The sequence below is a fragment of the Treponema rectale genome (assembly GCF_014202035.1).
Lineage (GTDB): Bacteria > Spirochaetota > Spirochaetia > Treponematales > Treponemataceae > Treponema_D > Treponema_D rectale.
Genome location: NZ_JACHFR010000001.1, coordinates 73,585 through 89,358, shown reverse-complemented (window position 1 = coordinate 89,358; position 15,774 = coordinate 73,585). Strand labels below are relative to the sequence as shown.

12 protein-coding genes are annotated in these 15,774 nt (G+C 40.2%); 10 read left to right on the top strand and 2 right to left on the bottom strand.

The genetic code is table 11. The features are described from left to right. Nucleotides 1-281: 281 nt before the first annotated feature. The gene (locus HNP77_RS00330; RefSeq protein ID WP_184651171.1) at nt 282-1,169 is read left to right on the top strand and encodes an Rpn family recombination-promoting nuclease/putative transposase; all 888 of its coding nucleotides are present in this window, start codon (nt 282-284) and stop codon (nt 1,167-1,169) included. A 34-nt stretch (nt 1,170-1,203) separates the two neighbouring features. Continuing rightward, on the top strand, nt 1,204-1,491 hold the full coding sequence (locus tag HNP77_RS00325; RefSeq protein WP_184651170.1) for a hypothetical protein: 288 nt from the start codon (nt 1,204-1,206) through the stop codon (nt 1,489-1,491). Between the two features lie 96 nt (nt 1,492-1,587). Here HNP77_RS00325 and HNP77_RS00320 read toward each other — a convergent pair whose 3' ends face one another. Continuing rightward, entirely contained in the window at nt 1,588-4,239 is a 2,652-nt protein-coding gene (locus tag HNP77_RS00320; RefSeq protein WP_184651169.1) for a hypothetical protein, read from the bottom strand. A 239-nt stretch (nt 4,240-4,478) separates the two neighbouring features. On the opposite strand from HNP77_RS00320, the gene HNP77_RS00315 reads away from it, so the two are divergent. The 8 genes from HNP77_RS00315 (at nt 4,479) to pflA (ending at nt 14,227) form a co-directional block, all read left to right on the top strand. Next, nucleotides 4,479-5,339 carry an Rpn family recombination-promoting nuclease/putative transposase gene (locus tag HNP77_RS00315; protein ID WP_184651168.1) on the top strand — a complete coding sequence of 287 codons (861 nt, stop codon included), beginning with the start codon at nt 4,479-4,481 and terminating at the stop codon, nt 5,337-5,339. 359 nt (nt 5,340-5,698) lie between these two features. Continuing rightward, on the top strand, nt 5,699-6,853 hold the full coding sequence (locus tag HNP77_RS00310; RefSeq protein ID WP_184651167.1) for a DNA/RNA non-specific endonuclease: 1,155 nt from the start codon (nt 5,699-5,701) through the stop codon (nt 6,851-6,853). Nucleotides 6,854-6,867: 14 nt separating this feature from the next. Then, complete coding sequence (locus HNP77_RS00305; RefSeq protein ID WP_184651166.1) at nt 6,868-8,130, top strand: DNA/RNA non-specific endonuclease; 1,263 nt, start codon at nt 6,868-6,870, stop codon at nt 8,128-8,130. A gap of 70 nt (nt 8,131-8,200) precedes the next feature. Then, entirely contained in the window at nt 8,201-8,911 is a 711-nt protein-coding gene (locus HNP77_RS00300) for a JAB domain-containing protein (RefSeq protein ID WP_184651165.1), read from the top strand. 31 nt (nt 8,912-8,942) lie between these two features. Continuing rightward, nucleotides 8,943-10,565 (top strand): PEGA domain-containing protein, encoded by a 1,623-nt coding sequence (locus HNP77_RS00295; protein WP_184651164.1) that lies wholly within the window; start codon nt 8,943-8,945, stop codon nt 10,563-10,565. Nucleotides 10,566-10,663: 98 nt separating this feature from the next. Beyond that, nucleotides 10,664-11,875 carry a S1C family serine protease gene (locus HNP77_RS00290; protein WP_184651163.1) on the top strand — a complete coding sequence of 404 codons (1,212 nt, stop codon included), beginning with the start codon at nt 10,664-10,666 and terminating at the stop codon, nt 11,873-11,875. A 523-nt stretch (nt 11,876-12,398) separates the two neighbouring features. Then, a complete protein-coding gene (locus HNP77_RS00285; protein ID WP_184651162.1) occupies nt 12,399-13,406 on the top strand; it encodes a TRAP transporter substrate-binding protein in 1,008 nt (335 codons plus the stop codon). Nucleotides 13,407-13,477: 71 nt separating this feature from the next. Next, nucleotides 13,478-14,227 (top strand): pyruvate formate-lyase-activating protein, encoded by a 750-nt coding sequence (gene pflA, locus HNP77_RS00280; RefSeq protein WP_184651161.1) that lies wholly within the window; start codon nt 13,478-13,480, stop codon nt 14,225-14,227. Between the two features lie 116 nt (nt 14,228-14,343). Here pflA and argH read toward each other — a convergent pair whose 3' ends face one another. After that, entirely contained in the window at nt 14,344-15,771 is a 1,428-nt protein-coding gene (argH, locus tag HNP77_RS00275; RefSeq protein ID WP_184651160.1) for an argininosuccinate lyase, read from the bottom strand. Nucleotides 15,772-15,774: the final 3 nt, after the last annotated feature.

Here is a 15,774-nt window from a genome sequence, read left to right as displayed (position 1 = left end):
ACGCTAACGCTTAAAGCCTTGACTTCGCCGTTTTGAGGGTTTGTACTACCCCCTCAATACAAGAGATTGCCGTGTCGAGCACGGCAATGACTCATACTTATTGGACATCCCCTTTTTTTATATTCCCTTAACATAAGTTCGTTAAAATATATAGCAAGGCTAAATATTTTCATAATAAATCATTATTTATGCGGGAGAAGGTCAAAAGCTTTCCCCGAAAGGGATTTTTGTTTTCATGCATATTTGTGCAGATTTTGAAAATTCAGTGCAAATATATATGTATGGAAAAAGAAAATGAAAACCGAACGGTTAAGGACAGTCTCTTCGTAGACTATTTTTCAAAAGATGCAGTTGTTGGAAAGAAAAACTTTATTGAACTGTACAACTGCATTTCAGGAAATTCACTTTCGCCTGAAGATACGGTTCTTGAAGACGTAAAGATTGAGCAGGTAATCTACAAGTCTTTCTGCAACGACATATCCATGCTCGTCAACGGAAAGCTTGTCGTCCTGCTGGAGCACCAGTCTTCAGTAAACGAAAACATGCCCCTGCGCTTTCTGATTTATTGTTCCCGCATCTATGAAAGGATTGTGGATTCAAGGCTTAAGTTTTCAACGGAACGAAAGATGATTCCTTCACCGGAGTTCTACGTCATCTACAACGGAAGCAGGAACTATCCTCCGCAGAAAATACTCAGGCTGTCAGATTCCTTCATTGATAAAAAGGCAGGAAGTGAAGTTCCCCTTGAGCTTAACGTAAAGGTGTTCAACATAAAGCATCCGGAATGTACGCTGGACTTTTCTTCTTGCAAGCCGCTGGATAATTATGTAAAATTCATCAGCCTTGTAGAAGAAGAAAAAAGCAGCGGAGCATCCGACTTCATGACAAGGGCAGTACTTAAGGCGCAGAAGCAGAACCTTCTTCCCGATTACCTGCGCCGCAAGGCTTCGGAGGTGATAAGCATGGTATTCAACGAATATGACTACGAAACGGACATACAGGTAAAGACGGAAGAAGCTGAACGCCGGGGACATGCAGCCGGACTGGAAGAGGGAACACGGAATGCCAGGATTGAAACGGCGAGAAATGCCCTCAGGCTTTCTTTATCTGTAGAACAGGTTTCACAGATTTCAGGACTTTCGGAAGAGGAAATCTTGAAAATTAAATAGAGATTGCCTTGCAGAAGAAAAAGCATCCGACTTCATGACAAGGGCAGTACTTAAGGCGCAGAAGCAGAACCTTCTTCCCGATTACCTGCGCCGCAAGGCTTCGGAGGTGATAAGCATGGTATTCAACGAATATGACTACGAAACGGACATACAGGTAAAGACGGAAGAAGCTGAACGCCGGGGACATGCAGCTGGACTTAGCGAAGGAACACGGAATGCCAGGATTGAAACGGCAAGGAAACTGATGCAGAAAAATGTTTCCGTACAAATTATAGAGGAATGTACGGGGCTTTCGGAAGAAGAAATCTTGAAAGTTAAGTAGAAGTTTCCTTATGGACAAAAAAAGGACGTGTTCATTTGAACACGTCCTTTTTGCCTTTAACAGTCAGCTGCAGCACTTACTGCAACTGAAAGAATGTTAATCAGCGGCGTAGGTTATGGTTATCTCTTTTATCCAATACTGTGGATTTTTTGTACTTGTAGAACCTTCTTTTCTTGTACAAACAAAGGTTATTGATTCTGTCGTTCCTTTTTCCAAAGTCCAAGTAAGGTTATTATCAGAATCAGAAACCAATGTACCTTCGGTTGTACTCAAAGACATTGTCCCATCATTTGAATTTCCAGCTGTAACAATCTGAATTCCATTTATTTTCTTTTCACCGTTAGATTTTATAGAAAGAGTATTGTTTACATAAAATTTTATACAAGGAGATGACGAATAATATATTGGATTATTATTCGTATTTGTTCCCATTGCAAGTGTTGCTGTGTAATAGTTCCCCTCTATAGTTGAATCTTTCTTTGAATTATTAGTAGTCTCAACACCTGTTGAGTAGTCATCAGATGTTATTTTTTCCATAACCGCAATTGTATACGCAGCACTTGTAATACTTGAAGTTGAACCATCTTTCACAGCAATAGCATACAATGTGCCTGCAGCTGTAATTGCCGGTACAGAATCCTCAGCATACTTTGTTCCGGCAGTTGCATAAGTTGCAGCCGTCATAGCAGCAGTTTCTGCACCGGAAGCAATAAACTGCCAGTAGATTTCTGCATCAGATGTAGCCGTTGAAAGTTCAATTTTTGTACCTGTATTTACGACTCCGTCTGCACTGAATTCAACATCAAGTACAGAAAACGTAACATTTTCTGCTGCAGCCCCGGCTTCCTTGTAGAAGTTAAATTCATAAAGAGTTTCACTGCCACTGATTGTATAAATCTTATAGACACCATCGTAATATTCTAGATAACGATTATTTGTTCCGTATACAGAATAAACACTCTTAATCTTCTTTGTATCACTGCCTGTAACATCTTCAAGTGACCACAGTGCATATTTTGAATATGCATCTAAAGTTAAACTTCCGTCACTTGTTGCAGTAAGGAATTTTCCTCCGTTTACAAAGACAAAATTGTCACCTTCTTTTGCTACAGTCCATTCAACAAGTACATCTGTCTTAACAAGTCCTTTTCCGGACATTGTAGCAGCCGAACCTGCAAGCCCTGTATCTGAAGCCGCATTTCCGAGAGTATATCTGTCTTCCGGATAGAAAATTGAAACTACATCACCGGCAGCAATTGAATCAACTTTTGTAAGATATGTATTAGTATCTTCTGTTACTGTAAATGTTTTTGTAACAGGTTTTGAGAACATTGCATTATCACCAGTTCCTAAAACAGCCAGTGCATAAACTGTTACGTTTCCTTCAGCATCAGATGGAATTATAATTTCTCCACCATCTGCTTTTGTAGCCTCTGTATAGTTTTCACTGGTTACTTCTGCAGATGTTGAATAATAAAAATCTGCTCCGTAAGAATCACATTCAGCATAGATATACAAACCTGCAACAACGCTGCCGTCCGTATCTCCAGAGAATGTTACGTCTGCGAGTGTATTTACACTGTCAGGAAGTACAGTTTTGTCAGCAACAACGCTTGTATCCTTCCAGAAATAGAATTGATATGCACTCGAAGTTCCTTTCGTGTAAGAAGTAAACTTACTCTTATAATACTCAAGACTCATTTGAGTTCCGTTTGAATAAAGGTTTGCATTGTCAATATAGAAAATGCCATCTTCTCCTTCTGTAATCGTCCATAATGAATATATAGATGGACTAGATTCCAGAGTAAGAATTTCTTTTGCTGTTGTAGTAAGATACTTTCCGTCTGTAATGAAAAGGTACTGACCGGCCTTATTCTTTTTTACAGTAAGGCGCATCATATCATCTGTTGATGCAAAGCCTGCCAGGGTAGAATCGATTACAGCATTTTTATATCCGTATGCTCCGCTCTTGTCTCCTGTTCCCATTACGACAGTTGAAGTTACATCATTCTTTGTTGTCTTTCCGTTTGATATTACAATCACATCGTTTTCAACAGGAAGATCTGTAAGGGCAACTACAGGAACTGTAAATGTAATGCTTGAAGCAGGAGAAACTCCGTTTACACCCTTTGCAATTGCATAAATGGTTGTCTTTCCTGTAATCTCAATTTCTGTACCTGCTGTATATTTGTTTTCTTCAGTACAGTCAGCTTCTGTAAGATTTGCAGTTGCTGTTATAGAATAATAAATTTCAGGAACTTCAACATTTCCTTCTGCATCAGTTGCAGCAGAAGTTGAACCGCCAAGAGTTACTTTTGTACCGGATGCAACAAGTTTTGTAGTTTCGGTAACTTCTTCTTCACCAATATAGAATTTTACACTTGTCGGTACAGGACATACAGTGTAAGTTGCAGATGTAATAACCGAGTGGTTAGAACCTATATATGCAACTGCATAAACTGTACAGTCATCTGTTATTGTAATTTCTGAATTTGCATTCAAAATAGCTTCATCCCAATCGCTTTCTGTAAATTCAGTATATGACCATCCGATATCAGCGTCTTCAGTCTCTGTTGAGAGTTTTACAGTCTGATTCTGTGGAATTCTGCCACTTTCAATGCTGAATGTAACCGGTTCAATATGAACGGATGAGCTTCCTCCGCCTCCTCCAGAACATGATCCTAATGCGACAATAGAGGCTGCCGCAAGCAACAAAGTTCTAAAAAGACCATTTGTGTTAATTTTCATTACACATCCCCCTTTTTATTTTCTTTTATCTGCCCTCAATCAAGGGCGGAATATCAATTATATACCATAGTCAGATATTTGCAATTAATTTTTTTTAACATTCATGCAATTTTATACTGCAGATAAATTTTAGATTCACCATGAAAAAACTGCAAAAGAAGACTGTATTTGTGGTGATTTTGAAAATTCAGTGAAAATATATATATGTAAAAATATATAAAAAAGGAGCTGTAAAAATCATGAACGGACAATTCACCAGACCATGGAAGGACCTGACTTTTAAGGACAACTTTATCTTCTGCAAGGTTATGAAAAATGAAGAAATCTGCAGAAAGATGCTTGAGATTCTTCTTAAAATTAAAGTCGAAAAAATTGAATACATTGAATCAGAAAAGACCATCGAAAACTATTACGAATCCAGGGGAATCAGGCTTGATGTCTACGTTAAGGATTCCGACAGAATCTTTGACATAGAAATCCAGACCGGCAACTATGATGACCTGCTGCTGAGGGCCCGCTACTATCAGGGAGCCTGTGACGTAGCAACCGTAAGGCGCCGCACTAAATTCAGGAACCTTAAGGAAACCTACATCGTCTTCATCTGTGAAGAGGATCCTTTCGGAATGGGACTGCCCGTATACACGAAGAAGAACCGTTTTACAGAAACAGACGCACTGATTTATGATGACAAAACCCATGCCGTATTTTATAATTCAAGTGCATGGAGCAGGGTTCAGGACGAAGAACTAAGGGACGTACTGCGTTTTATTTATGAATCCAAAGCCACTTCTTCTTTCTCAAAACTTCTTGAAGAAAACACCCTCCGTGCAAAATCCAGACCCGAGATGGAGGATGAATACATGTATTTTATGGACATACTTGAAGAAGAAAAGGAATATGCCCGCGAAGCCGGCCTTGCTGAAGGAAGGGAAGCTGGCAGGACCCAGGGACTTGCTGAAGGAAGGGAAACTGGCAGAGCTGAAGGTGCCCGTCAGAACGCTGTTGAAACAGCCGGTAAACTCCTGCGGGAAGGGGTTTCCCTGCAGACAGTTATCAAATGTACAGGCCTGTCAGAAAACGACATCAAAAACATAAAATAATTTTCCTGCAAGATCTGAATTAAAAGCCCTGTTATACCAAAAAGGGGATGACCAATAAGTATAAGTCATTGCCGTGCTCGACACGGCAATCTCTTGTATTGTAATTAAATAGATTTTCGGGTCGGAGCCCGAAAATGACATTTTTTGAACTTATTGGACATCCCTTTTTTTATATTCCCTTAACATCTTCTTTCCTGAATTTATCTCTTCTAATAAATATTAAAAAATACTTAAGATTTTTTTATTGCAAATTCATAATACAGGTATATAATTTTACTCTCGGCAAAAAAATTAATCTTATGCAACCGCAATCTAAAACATGCATCTGCAGCCGAAGCTTTATGTAAGAGGTAATGAACATGAAAAAGATAACACTACTATTTTCTACAGCTTTAATTTTGATTTCTACATCCATATTTACATCATGCAAAGACACATCCGATGAAACTGTAGAAATAGGAGAAATTACATTTTATCCTGAAGCAGGAGTTATAGACGCAGGAACAGAAATAAACTTCAGCTGTGAAACCAAAGGTGTATCTTTCTACTATATACTCGATAATTCACGATTAAATGTAAATAAATATCCGACAAGCAGTATAACAACAAAAGCTTCATCATGTACTATAACCGCAAACCATACCGTATATGTCGTTGCCCAGGATGCTGCCGGTAACCTTTCTAAAAGATATTCAGCAAGCTATTCTATTTCGGGAACAGAAAACACCGCCCTTTATTTTGGCAACCCGAGCAATGCAACGACAGATTCAAATGCCGCAGACTATCTTACCAACTACCTTCTTGAAGAAGCCACTTACACCGTTTCGTTCAATAACGAGACTCACAATCCAAACTGGGTTGGATGGCACCTGTGTTCTACCGATTTAGGAAGCGGACGCTACGACGGAGATTTCATGCAGAACCCGAAACTTCCTGACGAATTTTACAAAGTAAGACATACCGACTACACAAACGGTAACTTTGACAGAGGTCATATGTGTCCTAATGCTGACAGAAACAGTAACGATGAAGATTCAAAGGGCACATTCTATACAACAAACATAGTTCCACAGACAGCCAACAATAATCAGAAAGTCTGGGCAACATTAGAAAACTACGAAAGAACCCTTGTTTCCAGTGGTGCAAATGAAGCTTATATTTTCTCTGGTCCATATTATAAAGACGACTTAAAAGCAACAGATAAAAACGGAGATGAAGTTACATACCTTTCCGGCAAAACAACTCCTACAGACGGAATATGCATAAAAGTTCCAACTTCAACCTGGAAAATCATCATAGCCTTCAAAAGCGGAGAAAATGACCGCACCCGCATTACGGCAGAAAACACCACTGTAATTGCCGTAAAGATTCCAAACAGACATAACGTAGGTTCTGACTGGAAGTCATACATCTGTACCATCGATGAAATTGAAAAAATTACCGGCTACGACTTCTTTGCAGCTCTTCCTGATACCGTAGAAAATGCTCTCGAAGAAAAAAAATATTCAGAATAATAAGGAATCAGACCATGAAAAAATCAGTGAATCAGAAGGTATTTTTATTTTTTTCTCTTTCACTGATTTTTATGACCGGCTTTTATTCCTGCTCACAGAATTCTCCTGATTCAAAAAAACAGAATACGGAAACCGGTCAAAAAGAAAATACAGCCCTTTACATGGGCAATCCGTCTTCTGCGGAACAGAATCCTGAGCAGAAAGACAACTATCTTGTTATAAAAAATACCTTTGCATTAAGCTATAATAATTCAACAAGAAATCCTAACTGGGTAAGCTGGCACCTGTGTTCCTCAGATATGGGAAGTTCAGGAAGAAACGATGCAGATTCTTTTCATGAAGAAGAAAACATTCCTGACACATTCAATAAAAACACGGCCTCTTCCTACAAAGGCTCAGGCTATGACAGAGGACACATGTGCCCTTCAGCAGACAGAACCTCTGATGCACAGGTCAATGAAGAAACCTTTACCATGGCAAACATGGTTCCCCAGACAAATCAGAATAACGGCGGCACATGGGCAAGTCTTGAAAGCTACTGCAGAAATCTTGCAAAAAGCGGCAAAGAACTTTACATAATCTCAGGCCCGTCAGGAACAGGAGCTGCAAACAGAAACGGAATATTCCGTACGGAATGGAACGGCATAAACATTCCCTCGTACACCTGGAAAGTAATTCTTGTACTTACAGAAGGAACGGATGATATAGACCGCATAACGAAAAACACAAGGACAATAGCTGTAAAAATTCCAAACAATCCTTCCTGCCTTGAAAACACCTGGGACAATTACAGAGTATCCATCGACAGCCTTGAAGAAGAAACCGGCTTTGATTTTTTTTCAGAAATTCCTGACTCAGTTGAAAATGTAATTGAATCCCTGACAGACTCTACGGCTATAGATAAAAATGACCTGTACAGCGTTTACTACCCTATGCCGGTAAAATTCTATTCAGGAGAAGAAGAACTCATAGATTCTGCAGAAATACCTGCCGGTTCAAAAATCCGCCTGTCTACATATCCTGAAAACAACTGGGTCAGAATATACTACTCTTTTGAAGAATTCGACACTTCCTCTTCCCCCGATGAATCAGGTTATTATCCTTATATTCCGGAAATGATTGAACAAAAAAATGAAGCAGGCGCTAATATTGAAACCACTGCAAATAATTCATCAATAACTGTTTCTCAAAACTGCACTCTTTGGGCACTTTCAGGTTACGACAAATCCTCTTCCTGTCCAGAGATTACAAAACTTGTTATTACCTGTTCCCATTAAATACAAAAAAAAATTCAAAAATTGTGGTGATTTTAAAAAAACAGTGAAATTTATATAGCAGGAGGATATCATGCTCACTGCAACAGAAAACACTGCCACAACGGAACTTGCAAAACCGCAGATCAGGGAACTTACTCTTGCCAACGGAATGTCCTTTCCGTCAGACGAAGAACTTCTTATGCTCATACTTGGAAAGGGAACGAGAAACTGCCCTGTAGAAAAATTATCTGCAAAAGTCCTGCAGGTTATTAACGCTTCAAACGAAGATTCCCTGCTTCAAAACCTTATTGAAATTACAGGAATAGGAATAAGCCGCGCCCTTACGATAGCAGCGGTAGTTGAATTCGGAAAAAGAAGATTCAGGCATTTAAAAAATGTAATTACCCGCTCCTCTGACCTGATTCAGTATCTGCAGCATTACACCCTTGACCCGGTAGAACATTTCATTACGGTAACACTGAACGGCTCAAGAGAAATCCTGAGCATCCGGACAGTATCCACAGGAACCGTAAACAAAACCATCGTTCACTCCAGGGAAGTATTTGCCCAGGCTGTTGCTGAACATGCTTCGGCAATAATATGCTGCCACAATCATCCCGGCGGTACCTGCAGGCCAAGCAAGGCGGACTTCCAGTCAACACAGGTACTTCAGGAAGCCGCCCTCGTACTGGGAATAAAGTTCCTTGACCACATTATAATTTCCAGGGAAGGTTATTTCAGTTTTTTAGAAAACGACCTCCTTGAAGAAGGAACAAAACTGGAAAAGCTTACAGACTGCTGATTTTATTTTAGTTTTAAGGTAAAATTAAACCATGCGTATAAAAACATTTATTACCCTGCTGATGATTTTCTCATCAGTATCCATTAATTCTCAAAATGCAGCAAAAGTGAAACCTCTGGTTCTCGAAAACCAGACGTCTTCCGATTCTTTTGTAAAAGTTGACACTAATGTATATGGAGCATCAGTTTACATAGACGGTAAATATGCCGGTTCCACCCCGATGTATTCTCAAAAAGTTTCAGCAGGCCGGCACACCCTTAGAATCACAAAGACCCACTATGCGGCAAAAGAATTAACCTTCTATGTAAATAAAGGCGAAACAAAAAGCTTCATTCTTGATCTTGAAAGTATTTCTGCCTGGGTTAATGTTTCCTGTTCCGTAAACGGTGCAGATATTTATATGGACGGTTCCAGCTTTTCCGGAAACCGGATTGAAATTGACGAAGGAAGCCACACGATTTCTGCAGCCAAATTCGGATACGAAAAATACACGCAGACTTTCTATATTTCAAGAAGGGAAACAAAAACTTTTAATATAGAACTGAAAAAAGCAGAATTCAACATTACGTCTATTTCTCCTTCAAAAAAAGTCTTTAATCCGGAAAACAAGGGGGCCCTCGGAAAAATTGACATTCAGTTCAGCGTTACTGCTCCGGAAAACGGCAGCCTCGTAATTAAAGACAGCGAAGGTAACGTTTATGCAGAAAAACAGTTCTCATTTACAACATGGGATTACGCATACACATGGGATGGTTCTGATGACGAAGGCTACATCGTCTATGACGGAACATATACGGCAGTTCTCTATGCCGGCGGAAAATCTGCATCCTGCACATTTAAAGTAGATTCATCAATTTCTTACCCTGCCCTTACAATGACAAATGACGGTTCAGGTTTAGGAGCATTCAGCCTTCCTCTTCCATACCCTGACCTTACAATTCTTGCGGGATTTTCTTCAGGAGCATATTTCCATGGTCCTGTAACGGAACAGAATGAATCTTTTTATGCAGTTCCGCTGGACATCTTCCTGTCTGCAGGCGGAGAGCATGTTGAGCTTGGACTTAAATTCCAGAGTTTCATAAAAGAGACAAACTCTTTCGGTTTAAGTTTCAGTGCAAAACTTCAGGACAAAATTGAAATCACGGCAGACTCAAGCTTTAATTATGGAGCAACCTTCAGGCTGGCCTCTTCCAACATTCCTGTTTTTGAACCTTTCGGAGCAGACTGCGGTAACGGTATCGGAATTGGAATTATGGCAGGATTTGACTTTAACGGACTTTATATCGGAGCAAATTCCAATTTAATTTTCAAGCCGGTCTCCATTACTGATTCAGAAGGAAAACAGGACGAGAAACTCTGGAAAAACGGAATTACAATCGCAAAAACCACTAAAACCTATACAGCCGGTATTTACGGAGCCATTCAGAGTACATTCGGAAGCTGCAGTTTTGAATACAAGGACAGCGATGATAATACCATCCTGTTCTCAGAAAACCTTCGGGACAACAAAAGAGCCTTTGATGCAGGATTTGCCTTCAACACATATCTCGGTGCAAGCAGTACCCTCCTCAACTTTAACGGAGGCATGATTCTTTATCCGGAAACAGAATCTTATGTTTATGCAAAGCTCGGCTTTACGTTCATGATAAACTAAATTAAAATGGAGCTCACAGGAACCTCAGGATTTCTATTGTTTATGAGGTTCCTGTAACTAAATACATTCAGATTAAAACAGAACGGAGCCAGAACGACATGAAATTGTATTCAGGACATCAGGTTTTTCTTACAGGTCTTTTATGTGCTGCAGCAGGAGCTGCACTTGCCTACTATTCAGTAAAAATATCTGCTGCAGATAAAGAAAAGCCCTCTGTTCAGGCAAAAGCAGAAGACTATCTTACGGAAAATGAATCCTTTCCGATGACAAATGCCGTATCACAGATTCCTGTAAGTGATACTGCCGGATATACAAAAGACGAGCTTCAGAATATTCTTGTATACGAAAAATGCAACGAAGCTGTTGTCAACATTACAACCCAGACTATGGGATACAACTGGTTTTACGAACCTGTCATTACTTCCAGCGGTTCAGGCTCCGGTTCAATTATTGATGTCCGGGGTTATGTAGTAACAAATTACCATGTAATAAAAAATGCCTCGACCATAACGATTTCTCTTGCAGACGGAACCTCTTACGACGGACGCATAATCGGACAGGATAAAGAAAGCGATATTGCAGTTCTTAAATTTGATCCGGATGACAGTGTTGAACTTAAGACAATTGCCTTCGGAGAAAACTCCGGCCTTAAAGTCGGTCAGAAAGTCATTGCCATAGGAAATCCTTTTGCTCTTGAACGCACAATGACAACCGGAATCATATCAGGTCTTGGACGTCCTATACAGGAAGATGATGTAATAATCCGCAATATGATTCAGACAGATGCTGCCATAAACCCGGGAAACTCTGGAGGACCGCTTCTTGACAGTTCCGGTAACATGATAGGCATTAATACAGTAATCTACTCTTCCAGCGGAAGTTCCAGCGGAGTAGGTTTTGCAGTTCCTGTAAGCACGGCAAAAAGAGTAGTAAACGATCTCATAAAATACGGAAAAGTAAACAGAGGTACTATAAAAGTTTCTCTGGTTCAGAACACGGGAAGAATCGCTGCACACTCAAAAAGCCGCCTTTCTACAGGAATGATTGTCAGCAGGGTTGCAGAAAACAGCAAGGCAGAAGCAGCCGGTCTTAAAGGAGGAACCCAGGCAGTACGTTACGGCAGTTCCTTTAATTATCAGACAATATATCTGGGCGGTGACATAATCACGGCAATTGACAACATAACGGTAACAAAGCTTGCAGATTATTACAGTGCTCTTGAAGACAAGGTGCCTGGTGATAAAGTAAAGGTAACGGTATGGAGAAACAACGAATCAAAAGTCCTTACAGTTACTCTTGAAGAAGAATAAAAAGCTGTTGACAGAAGAAAAAAAAACAGAAAGTCGGGGCTGTCCAATAAGTATGTGTCATTGCCGCACTCGACTAAGTATGTGTCATTGCCGTGCTCGACAGTTTGTCATTGCCGTGCTCGACACGGCAATCTCTTGTATTTAGGGTTTAATACAAAACCTAAAAACGGCTGTGTCAAGGCTTTAAGCGTTAGCGTGCCTTGACTCGACGTATTGAGGGGGTAGTACAAACCCTCAAAACGGCGAAGTCAAGGCTTTAAGCGTTAGCGTGCCTTGACTCGACGTATTGTAATTAAATGGATTTTCGGGTCGCGCCCGAAAATGACACTTATAAAAAGTTGTTGACACCCTGTCATTGCCGCACTTGATGCGGCAATCTCTTGCATTGTAATTAAATGGATTTTCGGGTCGCGCCCGAAAATGACACTTATAAAAAGTTGTTGACAGCCCGAAAATGACATTTTTTGAACTTAATGCTATAATTAAATAAGATTGAAGTATTTTCTTTAATTCAGGAGAACGTATGTTTCGGAACTATCTAAATAAAATTACGGTCCTGATTTTTACAGTTCTTTTTCTTCTTTCAAGCTGTACACCTAAAAAAAAACAGGCAGCGAGTGAACTTACTCTTGTAATGGCAGAAGTAAATGCCGAAGATTCTATCTGCGGACAGATGGATCATGCTTTCAAGCAGAAAGTTGAGGAACTTTCAAAAAACAAAATCATAATCAATATTAAATACAACGGAATACTTGGAGACGAAAAACACGTACTGCAGTCCCTTATGACGGCAGACAGCTACATTCATCTTGCAAGAGTGGGTGCAAATCTCTCTGCTTATGGAGCAAAAAAATCAGCACTGCTTTCCATTCCCTACACATTTGAAAACAACGAACATTTCTGGAAATTTACACAAAGCCGGGCCGCACAGGAAATATTAAACGAAGCCTATGAAAAAAATACCGGAATAAAGGGTCTTTTCTTTGCAGAAGAAGGTTTCAGGCATTTTATTTCTTCCAAACCGGTTTATTCGGTAAAATCCATCCGCGGAAAAAAAATGCGTGTCTCAGGAACAATTCTCACAGGCATCGCAAATTCCCTGGAAGCAGAACCGGTTTACATGAACTTCAACAGACTTGCAAGAGCTTTTGCCTCCGGAGAAATTCAGTTAGCCGACCAGCCGCTTTCAAATTATTACGCAGATAATTTCTATATCTGCGCACCCTATGTCATTCTTGATGCCCATATGATAGGTGCCGTTCAAACGGTAATCTCTGCTTCCTGCTGGGATTCCCTTTCTGAAGAACAGCAGAAGATTTTTATTCAGGCAGGTCAGTATGCCCAGGATTTCTGCCGGCAGATAGAAAAAGACAGTGAAGCTGAAACCATCCGGATACTTACAGAAAAAGGAGTTTCCGTAACAAGAGTGTCAGATAAAACTCCCTGGAAAAACGCCTGCAGTGACTTCATACAGAAAAGTTCAGAAGAGTATCCAGAACTTTACAAACAGATTCTTGAGTCAGTAAACTAAAACCTCTATAATAAAGACTTCAGAATTGTCATACAACATATCAGTTGATTTTTTATTGGGAGAATACATTTATGCAGGGATACATTCATCAGCTTGAGAGTTTTGGCTGTGCGGACGGACCGGGGTCACGTTTTATTATATTTTTTGCAGGATGCCCGTTGAGATGCAAATTCTGCCACAATCCTGATACCTGGGACATGTCTAAAGGTAAACTTTATGATACGGATACACTTATAAAAGAAGCCCTTTCCTGCCGTTCCTACTGGGGCAAAAAAGGAGGCATCACCGTAAGCGGAGGAGAACCTCTGTTTCAGCTGGATTTTCTTCTGGAACTGTTTTCAAAAGCAAAAGAAAAAGGAATAAACACCTGCATCGATACAAGCGGCGGCTGCTTCACGGAAGAAGGAGAATGGTTTGAAAAATTCAAAAAACTCATGGAACTTACAGACATTCTCCTTATGGACATCAAGCATATAGATGAAGAAGAACATATCAAACTCACAGGTCATTCAATGGCAAACATAAGAAAGATGTTCCTCTATCTTGATAAAATAAACAAGCCTATCTGGATCCGTCAGGTACTTACTCCGGGCATTACAGATTCTGTTGAATACCTTACAAAAACACGAGATTTTATACGCACCCTTCATAACGTAAAACGTGTAGAAGTTCTTCCATATCACGGTCTGGGTATAATGAAATACAAGACAATGGGAATCGACTACCCTCTCAAAGATACCCCGTCCCCTACAGAAGAAAGCGTTGCTCAGGCAAAACAGATTCTTGAATGTGATTCCTATACCGCCTGGAAAGAATCCTGATTCTGTTTTTCTCTAAATCCTGAAACTTTTTCATAAAAAAAGCCTGCTTCTGCATCCAAAAGATCCAAAAGCAGGCTTTAACTTATTACTAATATTTCAACCACTTAACAGGCAGTTTACTTTCTGGCTTTAGAACTCCACTTTAAAAGTCCCTTTATCTGAACAGCAGTACTTTTTGGAGAAGGACCTCCGGTAACAGTTCTGTTATTCATGCACTCCCTCGGAGAAATCTTTTCATATATGTCTTCTTCAATAAGAGGAGAACACTGCTTAAGCTCTTCAATACAGAGATCTTCTATTTTGTCCAAGCCTGCATCTATAGCAAGACGAACTGCACTTGCAGCAACGCCATGAGCAGTTCTAAAAGGCAGCCCCTTGCTTACAAGATATTCTGCAACATCAGTAGCATTTGCAAAACCTCCTTCCACACTCTTTTCAAGGTTTGCCGTATTCCACTTTGCAGTCGAAACCATTGCAGTAAATACTTTAAGATTTGCTTCTACCGTATCAAGGGCATCAAAAAGAGGCTCCTTGTCTTCCTGAAGGTCCCGGTCATAGGCAAGAGGAAGACCTTTTACCATCGTAAGAAGATTCATCAGATCCCCGTAAACTTTTCCTGTTCTTCCGCGGATAAGTTCAGCAAAATCAGGATTCTTCTTCTGAGGCATGATGGAACTTCCAGTAGACCACTTTTCACTAAGGTCAACAAAAGCAAATTCCGTAGTAGACCAGAGAACAATTTCTTCACACATGCGGCTTAAATGGCTCTGAAGCATGGCAAAATCAGAAGTAAACTCAATGCAGTAATCACGGTCACTTACAGTATCAAGAGAATTTTCCGTTACTCCCTCAAAACCGAGAACATCGGCAACTCTCTCTCTGTTAAGACAGAGCGTACTTGTCTGCAGGGCACCGCTTCCCAAAGGAGAAAGAGAAATACGCTTAAGGGAATCCTCAAGCCTCTGCCAGTCACGCTTAAGCATAAAACTCCAGGCAAGAAGATGCTGTGCAAGAGTTCCAGGCTGGGCATGCTGCATGTGGGTATACCCCGTAAGAAGAGTATTTTTATGTTCTGAAGCAATCTTTACCAGTGCTTCAACAGTTGTAATTATCTCATTCTGTAAAAGAGGAATCACACGGCGAAGATAAAGACGTTCATCAAGAGCTATCTGGTCATTGCGGCTTCGTCCAGTATGAAGCTTTTTGCCAGGTTCACCGATTCTGTCTGTAAGAGTTGCCTCCACAAAAGAATGAATATCCTCTGCGCTGTAATCAATCTGAAGGGAACCGTTTTCCAGATCCTTTTCTATTGACTTCAAGCCTTTTATAATCTGCTCGGATTCTTTTTTAGAAATAATTCCTTGTTCTCCAAGCATCTGTGCATGTGCAATTGAACCATGAATATCGTCCAATGCCATTCTTTCATCAACGTGAATCGAAGTTTCAAATTCTACGGCAGCTGCATCCGGACCTTCTGCAAAACGTCCGTGCCATAAAGCTGCATGATTGTCGTTGGTAATGGTACCGTGTTTTTTTTCTGCCATAAT

Excerpts from the sequence above, each read along its gene's own strand:
- HNP77_RS00325 (WP_184651170.1), top strand. The coding sequence starts at position 1,204 with ATGACAAGGGCAGTACTTAAGGCGCAGAAGCAGAACCTTCTTCCCGAT.
- argH (WP_184651160.1), bottom strand. The coding sequence starts at position 15,771 with ATGGCAGAAAAAAAACACGGTACCATTACCAACGACAATCATGCAGCT.
- pflA (WP_184651161.1), top strand. The coding sequence starts at position 13,478 with ATGCAGGGATACATTCATCAGCTTGAGAGTTTTGGCTGTGCGGACGGA.
- HNP77_RS00295 (WP_184651164.1), top strand. The coding sequence starts at position 8,943 with ATGCGTATAAAAACATTTATTACCCTGCTGATGATTTTCTCATCAGTA.
- HNP77_RS00285 (WP_184651162.1), top strand. The coding sequence starts at position 12,399 with ATGTTTCGGAACTATCTAAATAAAATTACGGTCCTGATTTTTACAGTT.
- HNP77_RS00300 (WP_184651165.1), top strand. The coding sequence starts at position 8,201 with ATGCTCACTGCAACAGAAAACACTGCCACAACGGAACTTGCAAAACCG.
- HNP77_RS00315 (WP_184651168.1), top strand. The coding sequence starts at position 4,479 with ATGAACGGACAATTCACCAGACCATGGAAGGACCTGACTTTTAAGGAC.
- HNP77_RS00305 (WP_184651166.1), top strand. The coding sequence starts at position 6,868 with ATGAAAAAATCAGTGAATCAGAAGGTATTTTTATTTTTTTCTCTTTCA.
- HNP77_RS00310 (WP_184651167.1), top strand. The coding sequence starts at position 5,699 with ATGAAAAAGATAACACTACTATTTTCTACAGCTTTAATTTTGATTTCT.
- HNP77_RS00330 (WP_184651171.1), top strand. The coding sequence starts at position 282 with ATGGAAAAAGAAAATGAAAACCGAACGGTTAAGGACAGTCTCTTCGTA.
- HNP77_RS00290 (WP_184651163.1), top strand. The coding sequence starts at position 10,664 with ATGAAATTGTATTCAGGACATCAGGTTTTTCTTACAGGTCTTTTATGT.
- HNP77_RS00320 (WP_184651169.1), bottom strand. The coding sequence starts at position 4,239 with ATGAAAATTAACACAAATGGTCTTTTTAGAACTTTGTTGCTTGCGGCA.